The organism is Paenibacillus jamilae (genome assembly GCF_050482105.1).
GTDB classification, from domain to species: Bacteria; Bacillota; Bacilli; order Paenibacillales; family Paenibacillaceae; genus Paenibacillus; species Paenibacillus jamilae_B.
Genome location: NZ_JBCNHI010000033.1, coordinates 43,984 through 67,403 on the forward strand (window position 1 = coordinate 43,984; position 23,420 = coordinate 67,403).

The 23,420-nt window shown below is 46.4% G+C and carries 18 protein-coding genes; 1 reads left to right on the top strand and 17 read right to left on the bottom strand.

Features of this window, described 5'->3' with window-relative positions; translation table 11 throughout:
- Positions 1-7: 7 nt before the first annotated feature.
- From ABEW32_RS24730 to ABEW32_RS24770, 9 genes are all read right to left on the bottom strand, one after another.
- The gene (locus ABEW32_RS24730; RefSeq protein ID WP_430192732.1) at positions 8-697 is read right to left on the bottom strand and encodes an iron-dependent peroxidase; all 690 of its coding nucleotides are present in this window, start codon (positions 695-697) and stop codon (positions 8-10) included.
- Complete coding sequence (locus ABEW32_RS24735) at positions 694-2,013, bottom strand: normocyte-binding protein (protein WP_430192734.1); 1,320 nt, start codon at positions 2,011-2,013, stop codon at positions 694-696. Before ABEW32_RS24735 ends, ABEW32_RS24730 begins: the two co-directional genes overlap by 4 nt.
- Before the next feature lie 40 nt (positions 2,014-2,053).
- Positions 2,054-3,931: a serine/threonine protein phosphatase gene (locus tag ABEW32_RS24740; RefSeq protein WP_430192736.1), complete on the bottom strand. Its 1,878-nt coding sequence runs from the start codon at positions 3,929-3,931 to the stop codon at positions 2,054-2,056.
- 22 nt (positions 3,932-3,953) lie between these two features.
- On the bottom strand, positions 3,954-4,784 hold the full coding sequence (locus ABEW32_RS24745; protein WP_430192738.1) for a PP2C family protein-serine/threonine phosphatase: 831 nt from the start codon (positions 4,782-4,784) through the stop codon (positions 3,954-3,956).
- A gap of 35 nt (positions 4,785-4,819) precedes the next feature.
- Positions 4,820-5,347, bottom strand: a complete 528-nt coding sequence (locus ABEW32_RS24750) for an FHA domain-containing protein (RefSeq protein ID WP_025365579.1) — start codon at positions 5,345-5,347, stop codon at positions 4,820-4,822.
- 67 nt (positions 5,348-5,414) lie between these two features.
- Positions 5,415-5,963 carry an FHA domain-containing protein gene (locus ABEW32_RS24755; RefSeq protein WP_430192741.1) on the bottom strand — a complete coding sequence of 183 codons (549 nt, stop codon included), beginning with the start codon at positions 5,961-5,963 and terminating at the stop codon, positions 5,415-5,417.
- 30 nt (positions 5,964-5,993) lie between these two features.
- A complete protein-coding gene (locus ABEW32_RS24760) occupies positions 5,994-6,443 on the bottom strand; it encodes a J domain-containing protein (protein WP_430192743.1) in 450 nt (149 codons plus the stop codon).
- Between the two features lie 130 nt (positions 6,444-6,573).
- Positions 6,574-6,999 carry a hypothetical protein gene (locus tag ABEW32_RS24765; protein ID WP_007431573.1) on the bottom strand — a complete coding sequence of 142 codons (426 nt, stop codon included), beginning with the start codon at positions 6,997-6,999 and terminating at the stop codon, positions 6,574-6,576.
- A gap of 119 nt (positions 7,000-7,118) precedes the next feature.
- Positions 7,119-9,287 carry a transcriptional regulator gene (locus ABEW32_RS24770; RefSeq protein ID WP_430192898.1) on the bottom strand — a complete coding sequence of 723 codons (2,169 nt, stop codon included), beginning with the start codon at positions 9,285-9,287 and terminating at the stop codon, positions 7,119-7,121.
- Positions 9,288-9,913: 626 nt separating this feature from the next.
- Here ABEW32_RS24770 and ABEW32_RS24775 point away from each other — a divergent pair.
- On the top strand, positions 9,914-12,016 hold the full coding sequence (locus tag ABEW32_RS24775) for a VWA domain-containing protein (RefSeq protein WP_430192746.1): 2,103 nt from the start codon (positions 9,914-9,916) through the stop codon (positions 12,014-12,016).
- A gap of 38 nt (positions 12,017-12,054) precedes the next feature.
- On the opposite strand, the gene ABEW32_RS24780 is transcribed toward ABEW32_RS24775, so the two are convergent.
- From ABEW32_RS24780 to pulA, 8 genes are all read right to left on the bottom strand, one after another.
- Positions 12,055-12,966 carry a serine/threonine protein kinase gene (locus ABEW32_RS24780; protein WP_430192748.1) on the bottom strand — a complete coding sequence of 304 codons (912 nt, stop codon included), beginning with the start codon at positions 12,964-12,966 and terminating at the stop codon, positions 12,055-12,057.
- Between the two features lie 180 nt (positions 12,967-13,146).
- A complete protein-coding gene (locus ABEW32_RS24785) occupies positions 13,147-14,400 on the bottom strand; it encodes an L-lactate MFS transporter (protein ID WP_430192750.1) in 1,254 nt (417 codons plus the stop codon).
- Positions 14,401-14,531: 131 nt separating this feature from the next.
- Positions 14,532-15,296: a LytR/AlgR family response regulator transcription factor gene (locus tag ABEW32_RS24790; protein ID WP_430192752.1), complete on the bottom strand. Its 765-nt coding sequence runs from the start codon at positions 15,294-15,296 to the stop codon at positions 14,532-14,534.
- Entirely contained in the window at positions 15,293-16,954 is a 1,662-nt protein-coding gene (locus tag ABEW32_RS24795) for a LytS/YhcK type 5TM receptor domain-containing protein (protein WP_430192754.1), read from the bottom strand. The genes ABEW32_RS24790 and ABEW32_RS24795 overlap by 4 nt, the downstream gene beginning before the upstream one ends.
- A 182-nt stretch (positions 16,955-17,136) precedes the next feature.
- The gene (locus ABEW32_RS24800) at positions 17,137-18,123 is read right to left on the bottom strand and encodes a S66 family peptidase (protein ID WP_430192756.1); all 987 of its coding nucleotides are present in this window, start codon (positions 18,121-18,123) and stop codon (positions 17,137-17,139) included.
- A 181-nt stretch (positions 18,124-18,304) separates the two neighbouring features.
- Positions 18,305-19,801, bottom strand: coding sequence for a methyl-accepting chemotaxis protein (locus ABEW32_RS24805; protein ID WP_430192758.1), 1,497 nt, complete (start codon positions 19,799-19,801; stop codon positions 18,305-18,307).
- 200 nt (positions 19,802-20,001) lie between these two features.
- Positions 20,002-20,643 (bottom strand): 50S ribosomal protein L25, encoded by a 642-nt coding sequence (locus ABEW32_RS24810; protein ID WP_430192760.1) that lies wholly within the window; start codon positions 20,641-20,643, stop codon positions 20,002-20,004.
- A gap of 228 nt (positions 20,644-20,871) precedes the next feature.
- Positions 20,872-23,400: a type I pullulanase gene (gene pulA / locus ABEW32_RS24815; protein WP_430192762.1), complete on the bottom strand. Its 2,529-nt coding sequence runs from the start codon at positions 23,398-23,400 to the stop codon at positions 20,872-20,874.
- Between the last annotated feature and the right edge of the window lie 20 nt (positions 23,401-23,420).

Genomic DNA, 23,420 nt, shown 5'->3' on the forward strand with positions numbered 1-23,420 from the left:
TTTAGCCTTAATAGAGGGCGATAGCGTCTATTTTCATCGTAGGGTCTTCCTCCAAAATGCCGAAATGACTGGTCCAATACAATTCCGTCGTAAACCGTGCTGGAAGAAACAAATCCAGAACCAAATCCACTTTGATTCGTGAGAGCATCGTCTCCTCCTGGCCAATATATATAAGCAGTTCGTCTTTTTCCTCACAGTTGGTGTAAATGATCGAGCGATGAAAGACGCGACGCATCGTTTCTTTTAGCAGATGAACAGCTTCCCCCGTCTCATACAGGCGCAGCAGCCCTTCAGCAATCGCGTCCTGTTCGTCACGGTTTAATTGTTCAAAGGCTTCCTTTACCTTCGGGCCAAAAATGCCATCCGCAATATCACGCTGAACAAACCGGATATGGTATTCTCGCCGATTCATCCCTTGATACATATCCATTTCCGCCAGAAAATGCATCACAATATCAAATAAGGATTCTCTCAGCTCCAGATCGTCTGCTGCATCCGGTGGAAACAGATCCCGAAAAATAGAATAAAAGCGGTAGTACGGATTAATCTCCACTACCTGCTCCAAATGGGACGTATTCAGCTCAGCCAAGCTAAGCTCCATATACGGAGAATAGCTGACAGCGGGTACGAAGCGGAATTTATCTACATCCAGCCCCTGTTTCCTTGCGCGCATGAGCAAATCCCAAACATAATTCACACCCATTCTCCTTCACACTTGTACTCTGGAAAATACATCTGCACTTCCGACACCAGAAAGCTCATTAAGTCGGATAAAATGTATGCAGGTGCGGTTGGCAACACATCCTCAGAACCACGTCTGAACCCCAATCGCATGATCTGCTTGCCATCCTCTGTCCGTACATTATCACTGACAAACGGATTTAATGGGTACGTTTGAGTTTTGGCGACAAGGTTGCTTACATCATTCCTCCCTGCACCTCCCCAAATTTCCACCCGCTCTAGCTCCAGACCCTGTGCTGCTTCGAATGAATTGACGATGCGCGTGATCTCTGCTTTAGCGCGGACAATCACGGCCTGTTTCCCCGCATAGCGACCCAAAAAGCTGTCCTGCCGCCGATTGGACAATACCGGATAGATTTGACGACTAAGCTTGGTTGTAACTGGTTTCGTAACCTTCAACACATTCCATTCGCCGGATTTATCACGTGGTGTAACAATCGTCAGTTCCTCTTCTGTCCGCTTGATATAGCGGATATCACTTTCAATCCCGTCAACCAGGTAGCCATGCTCTGGTCCTGTTTTACGCAAAGGCAGCACATGCTCATAGTTCACACGATCGATAGCGGGAATTGGAAAACCACTGTTTTTTAAAGCCAGCCTTTCAATGTTCCACAGCGGAAAAACATCGGCTTTCTTATAAATGTCGAATTCCTCCAACGAAATCGAGATTTCATGGATTTCTTCATGAGCGGCCGGCTCGCCGTCCCCACCAATCAATACACAATCCACAAATTTATAAGCGTATGGAAGATTAATCGTTTTCCACGGCATGCCATTTTGCATAAACGTATGATATAACTGCTCAATCTCCAACATATAAGATCGGTTATGCTCCAGACGAAAACGAATCGGATAGTTGGCAGTTTCCGTGACCAGCATTCCTGAGAAAATTCGTTTGCTGCGTACCAGTGCCGAGATTCGTTCGGTCTCCATCTCGAGAAAAAGTGTAAACAGCGGCATCTCCCCGCTTTCGCGCACCACCTCTGCCACACGACTAATGTCTACCTTTTTATCTTCAGCATCGGAGGGCAACACAGGATACAAAAATTCATGAATCGGGTCATAGTCCTCACGCGAAGTCAATGACACATACACATCAAACTTTTCTTCCGTATTCTCCATTTCCTCAAATACCCGCCGTTCTAGCTGGCGGGTCATTTCTTCCTGATATTCGACGAGGTTCATAAATACCCCCGCCATCATATTTTTCAGTAAACGTCTCTGCTCTAAATCGTCCATCTTGCTCAAACGGTCCTGTACCAGCTCTTTCACGACGTCTCACTCCTTTCCGGCTCCAGCATTCATTGGAAACTTATTTTCCGTTCGCAGCAGCCTGGTCTTGACTCTCTGAATTAGTCGCCCCGGCTGCTTTAGACGCAGACCCAACAGTTCCTTGCTCTTTGCTGGTGTCCGGCTTGGTCGAAGCGGCATTGCCATCCCCCGTACCACTGCTCTTTGCAGCCGGAGAGGCTTCCTTCTTCGCGGATGCAGTCCCCGTTGAAGCCGTCGGCGCAGCCTTCGTTTGCGGTTCAGCAGCAGAGGTTGCGGCAGCGGAAGATGAAGCTTCACTCGCTGTGCCCTCAGCATTGGTGTCGTTCAACGCTCCGTCAGACAGTCCCAATCCAGCAGGGAGCTGTCCATTTTGCTGCTGCTCCGCGCTCTGCTTTTGCTCCGCCTTGGCTATGCTCCGCTCCAGCGCCAGAACACTTTCGAGCTTATCGATCTCCTGATAAATCTCCTGTGCTCCGCTATAAGCGTCAATGGCTCCTTCATAATCGAGATCTTTCATCAGCCGATCCCCTTTGGCCTGAAGCTTGCCAGCTTGAATCTCCTTAAGCTGCTGCTGGATGGATGTCAATTTATCATTGGTCTCGGATATTTTCTTCTCCAGCTCTTTTTGCGCAGACGTATAACCGGATTCCATCGCAGCCTTGTTGGCTTTCTTGTATAGCTTAAGCGCGTTGTTATAATCGCCACCCTGGAATTTTAAATCTCCGTCCTTCATCCAGCTCGCCGTCTCAGCATAGCTATCCAGTTGGTCGATTTTATGCTCTATGTCCTTCACATTAAATGGTGGATATAGCCCGGCGCTTTTCCGTGCTTTATCGTAGCTGGCTTCAGCTTTGGTAAAATCGGCCTTTTCCACATAGCCATCCCCGTCAACCATGAGTTGAGATACTTTCTGCTCTGCCATGTACAATCGCTTGTGGATTTTATCGTTGATTTTAGCTGCCGCGTTTTTCGCTTCACTGTAGGACTTGAGCGCTTTTGCATAATCGCCAGTCCTTGCATAATCATCAGCTGCCTGAGCCGATTCGACCATCGTTTCCAGCGCAGCCGCTTTGTTCGCAGCCATACGTGCCAATGTAATCCAAGCTCCTGTACCCATCACAATAAAGACAATTAACGCAATCAAGATCCGTTTGATCAGCTTACGACGGTTTTTAGGCTTTTCCTGAAAAACTTTGTTTACATAAATGGCAGCAGCCGTGTAATTATTTACCGTCCGACGCTGCTTGCTTAGCAAGACCTCTTCTAACGTATCCGTCAGCATACCCGGGTCCTTCGCTTCCTCCAGCGCACCCAGCATTTCCGCCAGTTCAACGTCCTCCCACATCCCGGATGTAGCGAGCAGCATGACATCTCCATCTGCAAGCTGCGTCTTTTTGGCATAATGGGCATGAACCCCATTCGGATTCCCGAGGTATTCCAGCAGATTGCCTCGTTCCTCATGTGTACTGGTCGCTTCGTCTGGAATTCGACCATCATCTGCTAATGACTGGGCCAAGCTATGATCCTTGCTGCGAAAATTAAGCCTTCCATTGCGAAAATGATATAGCCGTACATTACCACACGAAACGTACACCATTTTGTTGTAGTTGGTCACGACCATCAGCAAACTGGCCTTAAGCCGAACGCGACGACTTTCAAATTGCAGCCATTCCTGCGCTTCACGTAGATCTCTCATCAAGCGCCGCTTGGACATGGAAGGCTTCTCCATAAAGTTTTCCAGCACCGTTTTGACAACCATTTCTGCGCTGCGCAGCTCCTGATCCGAATCCAGACCGTCTGCGAGGACATAACAGGCCATGTCGTCCGTCTCCATGAATGCAAAATAGTCCCGGTTGTCTATGTAAGAGCCCGCTTCCGACACAAAGGCGGTACTAAAATCGCTGTTGTCCTTGCGCATCGCTACCCCCGTCTTTCTTGTTTCATCCTATCGCCAAAATAAGCACTGTCGCATTATCCTGACTTTTATACCCTTTATCATTAATGGTATCGATCATGGCTTCCGCCATTTCCTGCGGTGTTCCACCCTTGCGCATGATCTCCTCCTGCTCAATCTCCGTCAGCGCCTCCTGAATACCATCACTGCACAACAGTACATAATCGCCCGAATACAGACGAATCGGTGCATTCCCCAGCTCCATACTCTCAAAGCCTTCATAGCCCAAGTAGTTGACCAGTTGATTACGTACAGGACTCGTTTTGGCTTCCTCTGAGGTCATTTGTCCAGCAAGCACTCGTTCCTCCAGCAGTGTTTCCGCTGTATGCTTGGAATTAACTGTCTGAAAGTGACCATTGCGGTATATCATAATCAAGCTGTCACCCACCGCTCCATAATACAGCTGATAGCCGCACACAATGACCGCCGCGAGCGTCGTTCCCCCGCCCTGTCCATTCAAATTTTGTAAAATGCCGCGATTGCTTTGGGTAGCCGCCTCTGCAAAATACCCGTTCACATTCGTTGCATCTTCTAACTTGGCAAACGCCTTCGTAAAAGTCGTCACAGCCAAGGTACTGGACATGCGTCCATTGGCCAACCCGCTGATCCCGTCTGCGACTACCGCCAGCGTACCGACAGGAGTGGTTATACTGGAGAAATAATCATCCTGCTCGCTCCGGCTTCCGATCGTTTGACCATTGCCGATCTCAATTCCACTCACGGTATGGCTGCCGGAGCTTCGCGTCAGTCGTATACGGATGATGAGAAGAACAGCGATTAGCACCGCAGCTCCACATACAACATAATAAGGCTGCATATCGTTACCTCCCTGCACCATTGCCCACTTCCGTCCTAGTTTTCGTTATCCCATTCAAAATGAGCGCCGCACAGGGGAATAAAGATGAACTTGCTTCGCCCAAGCTGAATCACGTCATAAGCAGCCAGCTCCACTGGTGAATATACTGCCTCGTTATTGTGATACGCTAAGCCTGATGAATCACCTGGCAGCAAGTAAAAGTTGCGTTTCTTTGGATCATACACAATGACCGCATGATTTCTACGAGAAATCGTGTTGTCCCCGATAATACGGACATGCATTTCCTCTGCGCGCCCGATAAAGTTTTTTTCCGCCATAATGCGATAGTCCTGACCCACCTGTGCTCCTTCAATACATACCAGCCATCCGGTTACCGGGTGAATTCCCACCGTTTCACCTAAATACGGCATCGTTTTGTCATCGTCTCCCGCAACGTTTGTTTTCGCTGCTGGTTCCGCGCTTTTGGGTGCAGCTATATTTACTACCGAATTACAATAAGGACACGTATTTCCGTGCTTTCTTGTACTGAACATGTGTCCATTCGGGCATCTTGTCAAACTCATAGTCAGTTCCTTCCCCCATTGTCATGATTGTCTTTACAGTGATTTAAGGATTGTGCAACATCTTCAACTATTTAATAAGCAGCCTGGTATTGGCAATATATATTAAATCGCCTGAGTAAATTCGGTGAGGCTCACCGCTTTCCAGCTTCTTGGTAGCACTTTCGTTCGCAGGCCGCAGCCCGGTCCCGTTGCCGGAATCCACATCCTCCACAAACCAGTCGCTGTTTACCCGGTTGAGTACCGCATGCTCCACACTTATCAAAGAAGCATAATCTGTACCTGCTAAATCAATATCCGCCTCAGAGCGTGACGTTGTTTTGCCGATTAACAATGAGGTTTCACCTTCGATATACCATTCTTTAATAGATTCGCCTTCTTCATCAATCAACACCAGCTTGGCAATCCGATGACGCTCTGACCTTGGCTTAGGCACAGGTACCACGGACACCAGATTGCGCAGTATGTATACGAGCACGCCGATTCCTATTCCTATTGCGACCACGGTTTTCAAACCGCTGTAGCCTGTACGCTTAAACACATAAAAGGCGACCGCCAGCATCAGCCCGAACATGGCAACATCTATGATGAACACCCATCTGCTCTGCGCCGTTTTCACTGCTTGCTTCCCCCGTTTCTATCCTGATCATCACTTTTTACGAATGCCGAAAAATTGGTTGAACATGGCTGAGGTATCCGTAGGATCACCGGATTTTTTTGTTTTTTTCCCTGGCGAGCCCTCCTTGGTTTTCGGATGAAAGCCGAAAAATTGCTCAAAATCAGCGCCTATGTCAGCCGGATTAAATCCTTTGGCTGTCTTACGCGTACCGCCTGAAGGTGCAGCCTCTCTCGCTCTCTCTTGCTGGTCTCCGCTAGTTCCCGTTGCTTTTCGGATAAGCTCAGCATCGTATGCCTGCCGCAATGCTTCGTCACGCAAGGTATTGTAAGCCTCGTGAATCAGCTTGAACTTGCGCGTTGCTTCCTCGCTTCCCTGGTTGGTATCAGGATGATACTTTTTGGCCAGTTTACGGTAAGCTTGCTTAATCTCTGCTTCCGAAGCATCCCGGCCGACACCGAGCAGCTCATAGTAGTTGGTCATTGTGTGATGTTCCCCTCTCCGAAAAAAATAAATATTAAGAGACCCGCAGGCCTCTTAATATTTATCCACCCATCACGTAAGCGCTGGGTGAGTGTGTGTTTAAGCTGCGCTTAACGTTAAGACATTAAGCTTAAACTGGATATCCACCGTCGATAGTAGCCAGCTCGGTTTTGTCTTTCTTTTGTTTGATGTAGAGTGTAAACGCACCTACACCTTCTGTGTCGCCGAAGTGCTCGTTGTAGTCTACAACGAACGCATTGGGGAAGTAGATTTTACGCACCACTTGATCAGCTGCGATAACTTCCAGTGTTACTTTACGGTAGCTGTCTGCTTTTTCAGCAGGAACCAGAGACCACAAAGCCAGTTTCAGCGTGTCATCCGCGCTGTCGCCGTCTACTGCTGTGATGATTTTACCGCTGATGCGCAGGGTGGAGCCTACGTCAGTGGAGCGTGCATTGGAATCGTCCGGTGTATCGGTGTCATAAATAACCGTTTGGATGTTATCCAAGCCCAGCTCGATTGTTTCTTGTCCTTCTACTTTCAATCTGAATCCCATGTGTGTTGCCTCCTTGATATTAGGTAAAATGATGGCGGAAGAAGCAGTGCTTCTCCGCGATTTATGTATAAAGGCGGTTCTGGATAGAAACGCCTCTACCATCTTTCGTAATGCTCGGATCATGATTTGACCGAGCTGGTTCCCTTAGTGATCATGACTTCCAGGTTCTTCACATTACCATTGAAGACTAGATCGATATGGCACATGTTGCTTTTCTCGTCAATAATGAAGCTCATATCGTCTCCGTCCTGAATGATCGAGTTCACAGATCCTCTGCTGCTCAGCCACTTACTCTTCTGACTGCTCGGATTGTTACTGAAGAAGCGGACGATATTTTCGTGTTTGAAGTCTCCGGTTTGGTAGCGCAAAATACGTTCAATGTACGTGCTGACCAGCGTTTTGTAGATGGAATCAAAGCCATCCTCGGACATCGCCATGCTTCTTGCCTTGTAGACAGTAATTCGGCGGATATCCTTGTCCTGAATCTGAGCATTCTCGGACGAGAATACAAAGCCAAAGTTTTTACGGTTGATGGCATCCTTGATCGTATTGGTGAACCCGGTGATTTCCTTGGCCATCGTTGTCACCGTGCGCAAACTGTTGTCTCCAGCTTCAATGTCGAAGCGTACGCCAGGGAAGTTTTTATTGACCGTTTTGAACGTTTCACGCAGGTATTCAGGACATTGATAGGAAGCGACCAAGCCAGCGGCCACATAGGCAGCGCCTACATATACGCCCTCAATCCACAGCTTGAGAATATCTTCTTTCTCCTTGGAGAGCTGCACACCGTCTTCGGTCTGTAGCATTTTGCTATCAATGATGACACCTGATTTATCCTTCGGAATAATGGTAAAGTTCGGTACACAAGGAATCGCAAATTCGCTATATTCTCTGCGCACAAGACTGGCGCATTTATCGACATATTTGTCGATGCCTGCTGTCGCCATACTGTTGAAAGTCGTCTCTTCACCGGATTCAAAGTTAAAGAACATTTGAATTTTGTAATCCTTCACGACTTGCAGCAGCATCGAGAGCGATTCCATTGAATTTCCGCCCTGCTTCACGACCTTCTCGTTGCCCTTAAAGCGTTCACGGGAAACCTTTACCTTACCGGCTGCTTCGAGCTCGATCGATGGAACGATTCCGAACCAGATGGTGTCGCTGAATTCATTTTTGGCATTTACGGTGTTCAGGTACGTTTCCAGACGCGGGATATTGCTGCTTTTCACCAGCATGTCCAGCTTGTTATTTGCCACCAGCATTGTCGGCAGCATCCCTTTGCTCTTCGTCGCATATTGGTCGAAGAACATTTTGACACCGAGGATTTTTTCTACCAGCGGCTTAACCGCCTTTACGAAATCATCCTTGGCATTTTTATAGAACTCCAGATACGTGTTGTAGTTCTGAACTTCAACCGCTGTGTCAACCTTGGCCTGAACAGCTGGCAGCGGCACAAACGTACGAACCACCAAGTCCTTCACATAGTCAGAAGGCGTATCTGTAATAGAGTTATAATCTTCTTCGAATACTTGGGAGAGATCGCCAGTGCTATTCTCATCCAACAGCATCAGCTCAGTACTTTCGCTCTTCGGCGCTTCAATAATTTTCAGTTCGCCGCTTTCCCCAATGGAGAGCATACCCACCTGGATCAACTCGCCGGCGTTTTCCTCTTGGGCCCCACCGAGCAGAAGTCGGGTTTTGATGTCCTCAATTGCCAATGGCAGCATAGCCATGACGTTGTTATAGTTCTGGCTGGCTTCCTCGAACATGGCATTCAGCTTGTCACCCATGTCCAGTTTCTTTGGATCGCCATCATCCAGCTTGTCGTATTCACCGTACATATAGTGAATTTCTTTGCGGACTTGACGGATATCGTCCATAACCTTTTTCGGAGAAATCATATCCAGCAGATTTTCAAACTTGAAATCTACATTGGTGATTCCTTGACTGCGCTTAGTATCAATGAGCGTAAACAACATTTTCAGAAAATCATTGCTTTGATTGATACGAATTTCAGAAATGCTATCCTCATCAATTCCTTCAGGCTTTTTAAGGGTGTACACGACCTTTTGATTGGCCGCGTTAAAAAAGGAATATACGGTCGGTGAAAACTTATCCAAAAATTCGTCAAAGCTGCGCACCAGAAGGTGCTGATTAATTTCCTTGATCTTCTCATCGCTCAAGCTGTCGATACCCTTCACATCACCTACAATGGTGATCAGATCCAGCTTTTCCGGGTTAATCTCTTCAAAAAGCATTGTCCGGTTGGTTTGATAAATGATTTCCATCGCTGTCGGCAAATGAATAAAGCATGAGTTATAGGTCCATTGCTCCATGAACGGACATGGGATGTCCAATCTGGAACGGACGAATATTCATCTTTAGTTCTTTTGCCTCCTCCCCCCTACTTAACATTTAAATTCGTCAAAGGATTGAGCTTATACCACATTCATGGTACAGGCATGTAACCTCGAAAATCGGTCCGAAGCGTTATTCGGCTTTTAACGGCAAAGCGTTTATACGAGATAAATTTCAAGAACAAAAGTCATATAACACAGAAATTTCAAATATATGATTTCGTATTCCTAACTTCAATCCCAATTTTTGCCGTTGATACGAGAGCTATCATACAAAGCACCCTTCAGTTTTGTCAATTTCTGTAGTCTCAGATCGAACCAGGGCATTTTGACTCATTTTATGCGTAAATATGTAATTTTTATGATATGTTAGACCTGTTTATTCAGGGAAATATTCACAAATGGAATCCAATTACCGATAGAAGTTCATTGGATATTTCTGATAAGCGTAAAAGTATCAAATTCATGGCTAATGTGAGGGTTTTCATCTGTTTTGATCCTTTATCCCTTATATCCCAAGGATTAGGAGAGTTGCTATACCCACATTGGTCTCGCCAATGGAGGAGCCTATGTTCAGAATAAGGAAACTAGGAATTATCATTTTCATGACTTTTGTACTATTTTTACAAACGGGCTTAAACGGGGCCATTTGCACTGCAAATCAGGCTAATGCAGCATCTTTGGGGACTGCTCCGATCGAGGGTTACGATGCTGTTTTTGTACTGGATACCAGCTATTCTATGAGGGATACTGACCCCGAGGGCATTGCCGCCGAAGTCATCAGTATGTTTATGGACTTAAGTGATGCAGACCGTACACGCGTAGGTTTCGTTGCCTACAACCATCACGTTGTCGCCTCAAAACCATTGACCTCAATTGGCGTGGCAGCGCAAAAATCCCAGATTCAGCAGGAAATCAGAACGTTGAACCGTTCTGGCTATACAGATTTGGGGCTTGGGCTGCGTAAAGGTTCGGAACTGCTAACCGCAGGAGCTTCCCAAGGGCGTCAGCCTTTTATGATCTTATTATCAGATGGAGAAACCGATTTTGGTGCCTCTTCTGGTTCTCGCTCCAAAGCTGACTCCAATAACGATGTATCATCCGTCATCCAATCTGCACAGACCAAGGGATATCCTGTGTATACGATCGGTCTGAACCATGACGGCACAGTGAACCGGCAAGAGCTTGAGCGGATCGCTTCTCAAACGGGGGGAGCTTCTTTTATTACAAGTAGTGCTGAGGATCTGCCGGAAATTCTGAACCGTATTTTTGCCAGTCAAATTCGCTCCAAGCTCGTTCCAGTTGCTGCAATTACGACCACTGGCGAGATGCAGGAATTAACTGTGACTCTACCGGACTCTAGTATGGAAGAAGCCAATCTGGTGCTTTTGTCGGAGCATCCCTTGCTGGAAACCCAGCTATACTCCAATTCAGAAAATGTCCGCAGGTACAAGTCGAGCCGATATGCGATTTTGAAAATTGAGCATCCACAAGCAGGTAAGGTGAAGCTGAAATTGCGGGGCACACGCGGAGATTTGGTTAAAATCAATCTGCTGGGCAGCTATCGACTGGAAGCCGAAGCTACTATGGGAGGGACGCCAGCAACAGCAGCTCATGATGACAAGCCTATGCAATTGCTGAAAGGACAAGCTATACCGTTTCAAGCTCAGCTCCTGTTACCGGATGGTCAAAAGCTTGCAGATGAAGCCGTATATACTTCTCTCCAAGCCCATATTATAGTTATCCCTGCAAAGGGCGGTACAGCTAAAAAGGTGCCTATGACCTATAAGTCAGGAGCCTTTCATACCGAATATGCGTTCCCACAAACGGGGGATTATACATGGCAGCTATCTCTGGATAGTCCGCAGTGGTACCGTAAGGGAACTGTACATAAGATTCATGCCATCAATGCAGCACCACAGGTTTTAAAAGACCTGACGATTCACTTGGTAAAAGAAGATGGGGATTCACGTCGAAGCTTATCAAATTTTATTGTTGATCCTAATCAAGACCAGCTGACCTATAAGCTCGATTCAGAAGCCTCTGAGGATACGATCAATGCCCAGATTAACGGTAGTAACCTACTGCTATCCGGGCTTCACACAGGTGACACGAAGCTTAAGATTATTGCTACTGATCCGGAAGGTGCATCCAGTAGCGCTACACTGACCGTATCTGTACAATCGCGGTATACAGCCATTAAATGGACGGTTGCCATCAGCATTGTGATAGCCACTCTTCTGTATTGGTTCTTACGACCAAAGCCGCAGTTTGCTGGAAGAATCGAAGGATATTTTCTCGCTACAGCAAGTGGACAGGAAGTTCCGGTAAAATCTTGGCCGCTCACCTCTTTTCCGGGTCGTAAGGTCAGCTTGCAGGAATTGTTTGTTACCCTTGACGTCCACGAACCGTTGCCAGAAGCGGAACGCATCCTATTTTCCGCAGGTAAAAAAGGGACTCTGATCGTAAAGCATGATACCCGCTGCGCCCTACAGCATGGAAAAGTCAGATTGACCCGCAACAAAAAAGCGGTCATGGAGTATGGTGACAAGCTGTACATCACATTTGAGGACGGCGTCACTGAAATTGAGCTACGCTACAAAGCGATTAAGCCGAATACTTCAGTCTACACCGACCATATTCAAGCTCCGACAGGATAACGTCTGTCCGAAAAAAAGAGAAGCGCCTACTCTTACGGCTAACGAACCGTAAGAGTAGGGCGCTTCCCTTTTTTTATCCAATATTCTGCACGTAGGGCGGCTTTAAACCATCGAAGTGAGCGGCAACGCTTGGTAGCCTGCACTTCCAGACCGCGCCGAATGACATACGGCAGTAATGAAATCCCTGCATTTTCGATCCGAATTCGTTCGGTCCGATCTGCAAATAGTCTGCCCGGTACATCCGGTGGAGGCGATCCTTTTTGGCAATAATACAGCGTGGCGGCCAAGCTATAAATATCCGACACAGGTCCCTGCTGTGAACGGTTAGAGTAAAATTCCAGCGGAGAATAGCCTGCCGTGGTGAAGATCGGATGCTCCTTGCCTTCAAAATGCACAGCAGAGCCAAAATCAATCAGCTTGATATTGCCATGTTCCCCAATCATAATATTGCCTGGCTTAATATCCCGATGAATAATTCCTTTGTTGTGAATATACTCCAAGGCGTCAATTAAAGGCAGCAGCGTTTGGTATAAAAAAACCGGGTCAGACGTGGGCACAGCCTCCTCTTTCATCATTCGATCCAGCGTCTTGCCTGCGCAGTATTCCATGACCAGATAGGCTGTTCCATTTTCCTCAAAATGATCTATATAACCGACAACCCCCGGATGATTTAATTCCTTCAGCATTTGCCCTTCACGCAAAAAATAATGCATAAACTCCACATATTTGGATTGCATAGAAGCGCTGCACGTGACCGTTTTTCGATCCATTCCCCGCAAAGCCAGTGCATTTGGGAAAAATTCCTTTACAATGACCTTTTCTCGGTTATCCAACAGCCTTGCCGTATACACGATGGCCAGCTCACTGCGGGACAAGGCGCTTCGAATTTGATATGTATTTCGCAGCTTCGTATTGCGGGCAAGCAGATTCCCGCTTGTATCCACGATCATGACTCGTCCTCCTGTCAGGTTCTTAGCTTATGTCTTTTGTATATATCGGCTTATTACATGTCTTTTTATTATACCGTAAATTAGGTTATTGGAAAAACAAATAACCTGCCATAATCTCCCTTAGAGAAATGATGACAGGTCTTTTGGCATTCAACTGGTTCTATTTTCTTAAATCGTCGTTTAACCTAACTTGGTACCTGGCTTCATGCTGCGTACACTGTTGGTATTTTTCTTCCGTTCGCTACGCAATTTGCCTTTACCTTGTTCCGGAGTGCGAATGGTGAGGGCAATCAGGAACGATACGACACACAGCACAGCAATCGTGGTAAAGGTCGGGATAAATCCGCCGAGCAAGGCTGCGATAAATGACCCCGCCAGTGCACCAAGACCAAAGCCCTGATACACAATACCATAGTTTTTGCTTTGGTTCTTCAGACCGAAGAAATCAGCTACAATGGCAGGAAAGACGGTAATATTGCCGCCGAAGCAAAAAGCAATTCCTGCTACACAGGCAAAGAACAAACCAAAATTCAGGGGTACCAGACTCAGTACTGTAACTGCAATTGCCGTTGTTAAAAGTGCACCTGCTACCACTTTCAGACGACCTACCTTATCCGAGAGCGCACCTAAAATAATCCGACCCGCCGTATTAAAAATAGCGACCATAGCGACCGCGTTAGCGGCTGTTGCTACATCCAAACCGGCCATCCGTACACCGATATCTTTGACCACTCCGATCAAGTATAGACCACTCATACAAGCGGTGAAGAACATAACGAACAGCAGGTATGCCTGCTTGGTGCGCAGCATTTCTTTAACGGTGTAGTCCCGCTGTACAGCCCCGTTTTGTACCGAAGGTTTATTCAGAACTACTGCTTCTTTCACTAGGAAAGAACCGCCGACGATCATGATCAGCACGATGATTCCCCAATACAGAAACGCTTGCGATACGCCAACGGACTGAATCAACGAACCATTAATATACTTGAATATTAAACTGCCTGTTCCGTAGGCCCCAACTGATATACCAGAAATAAGTCCTTTTTTCTCAGGAAACCATTTAATTAGATTCGACAGTGATGTAATATATGCCGTTCCATCCGCAAAACCTACGACAATACCCGCCAAAATGTAAAGCAGGGATAATGAAGTTACCTGTGAGCTGAGCATGAGCCCTGACCCTAGCACCACACCTGCGCACAAAATCAGACGACGAAGTCCCCATTTATCCTGGATCTTGCCAGCAAATAACGTAGCAAACGCCAGTGCAAAACTGGTAATTGAAAATGTAATGGCAACCGAGCTAAGATTCCAGCCAAAACGGTCCACCAACGGTTGATTAAATAAACTCCATGTGTAAATGGTACCTAAGCCCATCTGGACAATAATCGTTCCAAGTACGACCAGCAGGCGATTTCCGCTGTTTGATTTCATATGGATCTCCTCTTTTCATTCCGGCTCTACAGCGTCTGTAAGGATTCTGTACTACACGGTTATTATAACCCTGCATGTCAGCCAGAAATCGTTTGAGGAATGAAATGCACATATAGCGGAATGAAATGCCTTTAAAGTCGCATAATTTGCCGAAATTCCTTGGCCTTACTGCGACTTACCGGAATTTCAGCTTCTAGTCCACGCAAGCGCAGAAGATACGTATGATTGAACCAAGGTACAATCTCACGAATCTGCGACAGATTCACCGTGTAAGAACGGTGACAGCGAAAGAAGTCCTGCTGCGGCAGCCGGGCATGAAATTCTGAAATGCTCATGGGCATCGTATATACCTCGTGCCTTGTAAAGACACGAGTCACCTTTTCCTGCGCACACGCATAGTAAATATCGTTCGCATCCGTTACGATAATTTTGTCGTTTTTTAGCAGATTAATACGTCCCGGAGCAGCCACGGTACTGGCTTCAGCAACTCGGGGTTGTCCAGCCTGGACCGGTTCCTGTATTTGAACGTTTTGCTGCTCATAAGCATTTTCCAGCTTGCGCAGCATGGACGCGATCCGTTTTTCATCATATGGTTTGAGAATGTAGTCAAACGCCTCCAGTTCAAAGGCCTGCGCTGCATGTTCTTTATAGGCGGTCGTAAAAATAATATAGGGCTTTTTAGCAAATTTGCTAATGTTCTGTGCCAACAGCATCCCATCCAATGAGGGAATGTTAATATCCAGAAAGATCGCGTCCGTCTCCTGATCCTGCAAAAACCGGAAGACATCGAGCCCATCCTCGAAACTATCGGTCACCTCAATGCTGCTATGCGTCTGAATAAGATACTCCAGCTCTTCACGCGCCGGAAGCTCATCTTCTACAATTATGGCTTTCATGACTTCTCCTTTGGTATGTCAAAATAAACTTCGGTGCCAGGATCATGTTTAAGAATAATGACTCCTTCACCGTACATCAGCTTGAGTCTTCTGTGCACATTGTACAAGCCGATCTGCTTAGCCGGAACTTGATCATGATACAGGTTATCCACAACCTCATCCCGTATACCCACCCCGGTATCCGCCACAGAAATACGCACTTTATCGCCACGGTCTTTTACAGAAATGGTTACTGTCCCTGGCCCCTTTTTCTTGAGGATTCCATGATTAATCGCATTCTCAACCAAGGGCTGGATGATTAGGCTCGGAATACGCACTGACACCTCATCCATTACATACTCCACCTGAAGCCGGTTGCCGAATCGTGCTTTTTCAATTTCCACGTAATCAGACACTTGCTGAAGTTCCTTGTGAATTTCGATTAAATCATCATTCAGCTCCAAATTATAACGCAGATAGCCCGACAAATTGATGATCAGTTCGCGCGCCTTATCCGGCTTAGTACGTGTCGTCGAGGCAATGGCGTTCAACGCGTTGAACAGAAAATGGGGGTTGATCTTCGTCTGGAGTGCCTTTAACTCGGCCTTATTCGCCGCTTCTTTAATTTGCTCCACACGCGACACTTCCATTAACGTGGAAATGATTTGAGACAAGCCAATTGCCATCGTCTGCAATGGATACGTGATTTTATAAGCTTTCCGGTAGTAAATCTTTAAAGTTCCAGTTACTTCTCCCCGCTCCTCTAACGGGATAATGAGCAGAGACTGGATTTGGGGCGTTTTATCGTCAGCGATATGGTTGCGGATTGTAATTTTACCACTGCGGATCGTCGATTTAGTCACATCGCTAATGATCTCATCCCCGATATGATAGCGCTCTTCGCCAAAACCGACGTAAGCCAGTACATCTCGGGTATCCGTAATCGCCACCGCGTCCGCCTTGATGTCTTCTTTTATAATCGAACAAATCGTATGCAAGGATTCCGCATTAATCGAACGAAAATAAGGTAACGTCTTGTTGGCAATATCCAATGCCAGCTTGGCCTGTCTGGCCGCGATATTCTCCTTTTCCCCTTCCACACTCTGGATCAATAGAACGATTAAACCGATACTGACTTCTCCGATAATCATTGGTAGACCGATCTTGGAGACGATGTCCACACCAAGGCCATGGGGTTGCGCCATTACCAGAATGAGCAGCATCGTCAATGCTTCGCAGACCATACCTGCGGCGATACCGACCAGCCATCTCTTGGAACGATGGACCCGGCGACCGATATAGCCGGACACCACACCTGCCAAAATACTCGTAATCAGACACGGAATCGAGGTGATTCCCCCGATATCAATCAGATAACGATGAATCCCTGATATAATACCTGTAATAATCCCCACCCAAGGTCCAAACAAAATACCGCCTGCCATTATTGCAATGATACGAACGTTAACAAGCGAGCCTTCAACCTCAATCCCGGTGTAGGTGCCAAATAGGGCAAACATGCAAAAAATCAATGTTAGGACTGTCAGCTCCGCCGGGGAATGACTGTTCTTCTGCAAGGTTTCTTTAAAACGTGGGATGCGTGTAATAAAAAACAAACAAATCAGCAACAAAGCCGCGCGCTCAAATAGCTGCATCAGCATTTCCAACAAGGCGTTCACATGTGTTCCTCCCAAATCAAAACGGATATACCTTCTTACATTATGTTATGGTGTTCGTCGTTCATACCGCTCCATGGTATATATCACTCCACTACCCCATAGGCTTAGCACGCCGATTAACAAATATTTAAGCTCCACAGGAATTTCTCCCCCAGTACGATAAATTCTCTATCACTCTATCATCATTCACGTATTTCAATCTCCACCTCGCCATTACGAGCGCGAATAAGCGCCTTCCCGCCAATCGGATATGTAAACTGCGGCGTGGTATGGCCAAAATCGGCATCTGCAATCACGGGAATAGAGGCCAATTCTCTTTTCGAGCGAATGATTTGCCGCAGCAATTCTTCTGTCATACGCGAAGCCTTCTGAAATCGACCTATGATGATTCCTTTAACCTGATCAAATTCAGGCTGGTGCAACAATGATTGCAAATCCCGGTCAAATGTAGCGGGAGAGCTTTCGTAATCATCCTCAACAAACACTATGGTTCCTTTTAGACTTGGCATGTACGAGGTGCCCTGTAACAAATTCAGAGTACACAAGTTTCCACCCACAATCGTACCCTCTGCTTCTCCTTCATGAATCACATATGGCCCCGCATTGCGGTGAAAGCTTCTTTTATCCTGATCCAGATACCAAGTATCGTCACTCCACTCCGATGAAGATTGGATTTGAATGCTGCCCTCTTCCAACATTAACCTTTGGAAATAAGTCGTTGTATAATCATTCCCTCGCAACATAGCGAACGTCAAAAAGTGAGGTCCTGCATACGTGATAAGCCCTGTTCTGGCATAAATCGCATGGCTTAACGCCGTAATATCCGAATATCCACATAATCGTTTAGGATGACCACCTATCAGATCATAATCCAGATGGGCAAGGAGCTGATTGGCATTATACCCCCCAATTGAGGTCAGGATGCCCTTTACCTTTGGATCGACAAAAGCTTCGTGCAAGTCAGCTACTCTAGACTCTATTGAAGAAGATGCAAAATCATCGTTTTCCAGCACATGCTGTGAAAAGCTCACTTTAAACCCAAACGCCTCCAGTCTACTCTGAGCAATCAGGCGATTTTCCTCAGAAACGATAGACAAACTTCTGGACGGCGAAAGAATGCGTATCTCGTCCCCAGCTTTTAATTTAGGTGCCTGCTTTCCCACTATCATGGCATTTCCCCCTGTTATAAAGCATTTAAACTGCCACAAATTATACCATCAACTTCCAACTAATTATAGCTTCTAAAACTTTCCACTTCATTTCCCTTCTTCCCAAACGCAGTAAAAAACCGGGGCTACCGCTTGTTAGCGATAAACCCCGGATCTCTATTCCAATGACGAAACTGCTCGATTATTTACTTTTACTGATTTGACTAGAACGGCTGTCCTCATTCTGATCATGAACCAGTTCTTTCAACTGGATAATTAATGCCTCCAGTTCACTAAAGCCCGCCACCATATTGGAGGTTATATTTCGCTGCTCCTCTACTCCTGCCAATATTTGTTCTGACGCTGCACTTGCTTGTTCGGTCACACTGGAAAATTCCATCATCTCTTGAACGACCTGAGACGAAAATTGCTGCATACTATTCGTACTGGACTCCACCTCCACGGCCTGCACCAATACTTTATTGGCATTTTGCAGGATATCCTCCAGTACTATTTCGGTCGAATGTGCAGACTCCATACTTTGCTGCAGTCTCTCCTGTCCCATATCAAATTGGCTTACTACGGAATCCATCTGTATTCTCAGTTGGTCCAAAATGCCCTCCATTGCCACTGAGGTGTTCCCCACCATTTCAGCCAAATTACGCACTTCTCCAGCCACGATCGCAAATCCTTTTCCATGCTCTCCCGCTCTGGCAGCCTCAATGGATGCGTTCAAGGACAACAAATTGGTTTGCTTAGAGATTTGAGTAATATCTTTAAGCATGGCAGACATATTGTCACTCTGCACTTTAAATTCATCCAGTTCTTCTTTGGTACGACTCATCACCTGACCCAAATCTTTAATTTGGGACGTTAATGCAAGCAATTGACTGCTCCCTCTGCTCCCGGCACTTTTCGTATCTTCGGAGAGTTGCTTCAATTCCCGGGAATGATCGGCAACCTCGCGCACGTGCTGGTCAGACTGAGCCAAGTTATCCGTTACCTCAGTGATATTCGAAGCTTGCATTTCTACCCCTTTGGCAACCTCCTGAAACCCGATGGCAACTTCATTCGTCACGTTGCCCGTCGCATCTACTTGATTCCTGAATCGCTCTGTAAAGTTATGTAATCCAGCTACAGCTTGTCTAACTTGCCCAAACAGAAATTCAATACGTTGCCTTGTGGCATCCATATTTTTATTTTGCTCTTCCGTTAGCTTAAACTGCTTTTGATTCAACACCGATACCACTAACAATAGCAGCCCAATCAGCAATACAATAATAAACTCATGCACATAACGCAAAGAACCGGTAGCTGGCGTAATTGCAGGCGTACCGATAGTAATTTGTATAAATATATTACATAGATTTAAGGCCATAGCCACCAAAAAATATCGGTAAGACGGGTAGAGCAACAACAAAGAGCAAATTAAGATGGTAGTTATTACCTCGACACTAGATAAGTTCAAAAATATACATATTAATACGCTAAAAAACGTAATAACCCACGGAATAAAGCGAATGCCTTTCTTTTTTATATTCAGGATCGTCAAAACTGCCGCGACTACAAATCCTACACCATTAGATACCCACATCGAAGGATTAGATAATGCCGGGACGATGCCACTCAAAGCCATAATCCAAAAAATAATGATCACTAATTTGTTTCTTTGCCACAACAATTCATTCGTTCTGTCCATGATTGTGTACGCGCTCCTTAGAGATATATTAGGTATTTATAAAATAAAAATGTAAATACCATACTATATATATCGTCATATCAGAACGCGTATTGAATGATAGTGGTGCTTTAAAGAAAAACCGCTCCCTAACAGGGAGCGGTGTTGACTTATAGTTTACATCATCTTATTAAATTGGCAGACGTTCATGTACCACTACATTAGGATTCCTTGTTTTCGGAAGCCTCTTTAGCGTCTTCAGTTGCTGCTGCATCACCTTCCACCGCAGGATTCTCTACCTCGACTGCACGCGGAACGATCACGGATGCCAACAGCTCTTCTTCAGAAACATGCAGCGTCACACCTTTAGGAAGCTTCAAATCGCTTGCGCTCAGCTTGTCACCAATGTCCAGTGCGGATACATCCACTTCAATGGTAGAAGGCAGGTCCGAAGGCAAACCTTCAACTTCGACTTCGGTTTCTTGAATTTGCAGAATCCCGCCTGTTTTGGTGCCAACAGGTGTACCCTGATAATCAATAGAAACACGTACGCGAAGCGGTTTGTTTTTGGAAATCTTTAAAAAATCGGCATGCAACCATTGGTTGTCACGCTGTTGATAGTCTTTAATAATAACTGGAATCGTGTCTCCGCCTTCTACTGTGAGGTTAAATACCTCTGAACGTCCAGTTTTGACGACTTTACTAAATTCCTTGGCATCAACATGTACAGGAGTACCCTCAATCTCAGAGCCGTAAACCACAGCTGGAATCCGTCCTTTTAACCTCAATCCACGAATGGCCGAACCCTTCTTCTCTGTTCTCGGCTGGGCGGTCAGTTGAATACTTCCTCCATTAGAACTCATGATTACAACCTCCTTAGGTTACCTTACTAATGTCTTTCTCCAAGAATCTTGCTTGTTTACCAGTTGTACTACAGAATATAAGCCAGCAAGCTGGCAAAGCTAAACAAGTCCATAAATCTATTGTACCCCTTTTTTCTGAAATTGACGCACGTTTGCATAAAAAATAGCATTTTTCGAAATGATCGAAAATGCTATTTTCTCGTGTATATGGCAACCAGGCATACAAGTCTATCCCGCCCGGTTATCATTAACCAGTAATAAATATTCCTCTCTGCCACTATGAATCAATACCTGCATCACAGACTGGGTCGGGTCTACATCGATATATCGATCTGCCTCCACATCCTTGGCATCCCAGTGATTCAGGCGGACAATGTAGCCAATTCGCTGTACATCAGGTGCCACCCGAATACGTGCTACTGCCCGACCATTATCCCAATCGTGAAATTCAACATGTCCGTCCTGGTGCCCGGTGCCCCATACCCACACATTCCAGCCTGAGTATTGCCGGTCTGCACGCTCGTAGATCAGTTCAATCGTACGAAACGGAATAACCGCTCTATCGTTTCCTAGCTCGGTATCTGTCATTGCTGTACCTGCAATCTCTTGATTCGTCCCCTCATCCAAGCCCTTCGTTTCGTTATCCGCTTGCTCATTAGCTTGATCTTGCTCAGTCAAAAAGGAGGCTTGGGGAGGTCCAGCCTGATCATACAACACCATCATCGACCAGCGCGATACAGTCACACGATGGCCTACCACTTCATAGCGTGTCTCATTCCCGGCCCCGTGTGCATCCACGACTACATGCCAACGATCCGATTCCGCAGGCAATAATATGGTCTGCTCTGTATCCGAACCGTTATAAATCACCACAATATGATTCCAGGCATCGCCGTTAGCATGGTGTCTCAAAGCAAAAGCGACCACATGTCCACTGCTTTGCAGGACTTCCATATGCTGCTCCACCAGTTCACGTCGATCCATACGGAATGCCGGATGACTACGTCGCAAAGCAATTAAGCCCTGGTAGTAATCAAACACAGGACGAAACCTCGCCTTGTTATTCCAACGAATGGCGTTCACCACATCAGGGCTTCGGTAGCTGTTATGGTCTCCATATTTGGAGCGCAGCAGTTCATCTCCTGCATGGATAAAAGGAATGCCTTGCGATGTCAGGATCATGCCGTTAGCCAACAGGGACTTGCGTACGTTTTCGTCCTCTAGCAGGTTGTTTTCATCCAGCTCATGATACGGGTCTGCTTCTGCTACGGCTTGCTCTGCTGTCCTTCCGTCTTGAGGGTTCCCCTGCTCCCATTGGGGGAAACGACAGTTGTCCCGCACATGTCTCACTGTCAAAATTTTATCCCACAGATTGAGATTATCGTGAGCCGTTACATAATTGATAGCCTCTGATGGCTGAGCTGTAAAATCATAAATAGCTCCAAAAGTACCTTGAAGTACCCGTTCCTCCTGATTTTCTGCTCCTGTGGCAAATCCGCTCCCTGTACCGTCGCTATCTCCCTTAATAGCAGAGCGGTAATTGTCGTTAAAGACAGCAAAGCCTTTATCCCGCTGCGTTCCTTTTAATGTAAGCAAAGGCTGGGGAGACTCTCCTCCCGTCCAAGGCTCACCATAGATCAGCAGATCGGGACGTATTTCAGCGCGAAGCTCTCGGGTAAGCTGCTCTACAGTCGGTGTATCAATCAACGCCATTAAATCAAACCGGAAGCCGTCTATGTGATATTCCTCTGCCCAATAGCGTAGAGAATCCTTGATATACTTGCGCACCATCGGACGTTCGGTTGCCAGCTCATTACCAACACCTGATCCATTGGTGAGCTTCCCTTGCTTATCCGTACGGTAATAATATCCTGGTACAACCGGCTCAAACGGACCTTTTTCCACTGAATACGTATGATTGTACACGACGTCCATAATGACACCGATGCCGGCAGTATGCAGAGACTGTACCAGCCGTTTCAGCTCTCGTATACGCGTCTGCGGGTCAGCCGGATTAGAAGAGTAAGACCCCTCCGGCACATTATAGTGCTGCGGATCATACCCCCAGTTATATTCAGTTCCTAATTCCGAAAAGTCATTCACCGTATGAAAGTCAGCCACTGGAAGCAAATGAACATGTGTAATGCCCAGCTCCAGCAAATGATCCAGTCCGACACTGTTACCCTCGGAATCCATTAATCCCGTATACGTAAAAGCTGCAAACCGCCCCTGAGCAGTAGATAAATCTTTTATACCCGTATTAAAATCGGGGTCCATCGAAAAATCACGCACATGAAGCTCATAGATAATAGCATCTGTCGTACGCTCAAGTACGGGGCCCTCATCCTGTTCCCATCCATCCGGGTTCGTTCGATCCAAATCAATGATAGCCGTACGTTGCCCGTTGGCTGATACCGCTCTGGCATATGGATCGGTAGCATAATGAATGCTGTGGTCCGCCCACTCCAGCCTGTACATGTAATAATATCTGTTCCAGTCGCCTTCCAGCTCTATAGACCATACTCCGTGACCATCACGATTCATGAGAAATTCCTGACCCCCGCCGTGCTCCTGAACGATTCCTTCCTGATCGTACACCCCTGCGTCGGTATACAACGCGATATGAACCTGCTGTGCAGTCGGTGCCCATACCTTAAATTTGCTGCCCGCAGGCGTATAAGTAAGACCCAAATCATAGCCTTCATATATGGGATATGCTGTGTGCTCAAGTCCCTTGAGCTGATTGAAATCAGTCATTCCTGTTCACCACCCATTTC